The sequence below is a fragment of the Aequorivita sediminis genome (assembly GCF_032080575.2).
GTDB lineage: Bacteria > Bacteroidota > Bacteroidia > Flavobacteriales > Flavobacteriaceae > Aequorivita > Aequorivita sediminis.
In genome coordinates, this window is the sequence record NZ_JAVLSO020000046.1 from 1 (window position 1) to 456 (window position 456).

Below are 456 nucleotides of genomic sequence, written 5' to 3' on the forward strand. Positions count from 1 at the left end.
ACTACATTCACAGCTACCTATACTATCACACAAGCAGATATTAATGCAGGTGAGTTTGAGAACACAGCTAAGGTAGTTGGTACAACGCCTAGCAACACACAAGTAGATGATGAATCAGATAACTCAAGTTATGCAGGAAACAACCCAACAGTTGTAATCATCTGTACTGATGCGAGCATTGCACTTATTAAAACATCAGATGTTGAAGTTGATCCAACTACAGGATGTTCAACGCTCGAGGTTGGTGATGTAATTACCTATAGTTTTTCAGTTAAGAATACTGGGAACGTTACCCTAACCGATGTTATGGTAAGTGATTTAGTTGGTGGCGTTACTGTATCAGGAGGATCAATCACATTGGCGCCAGGGCAAGAAGATACTACTACATTCACAGCTACCTATACTATCACACAAGCAGATATTAATGCAGGTGAGTTTGAGAACACAGCTAAGGTA

1 protein-coding gene is annotated in these 456 nt (G+C 40.1%); it reads left to right on the plus strand.

Going from position 1 to position 456, the window contains the following annotated elements:
* The coding region (locus RT250_RS13545) for a DUF7507 domain-containing protein (RefSeq protein WP_341769335.1) at positions 1-456 on the plus strand (456 nt) is incomplete at both ends.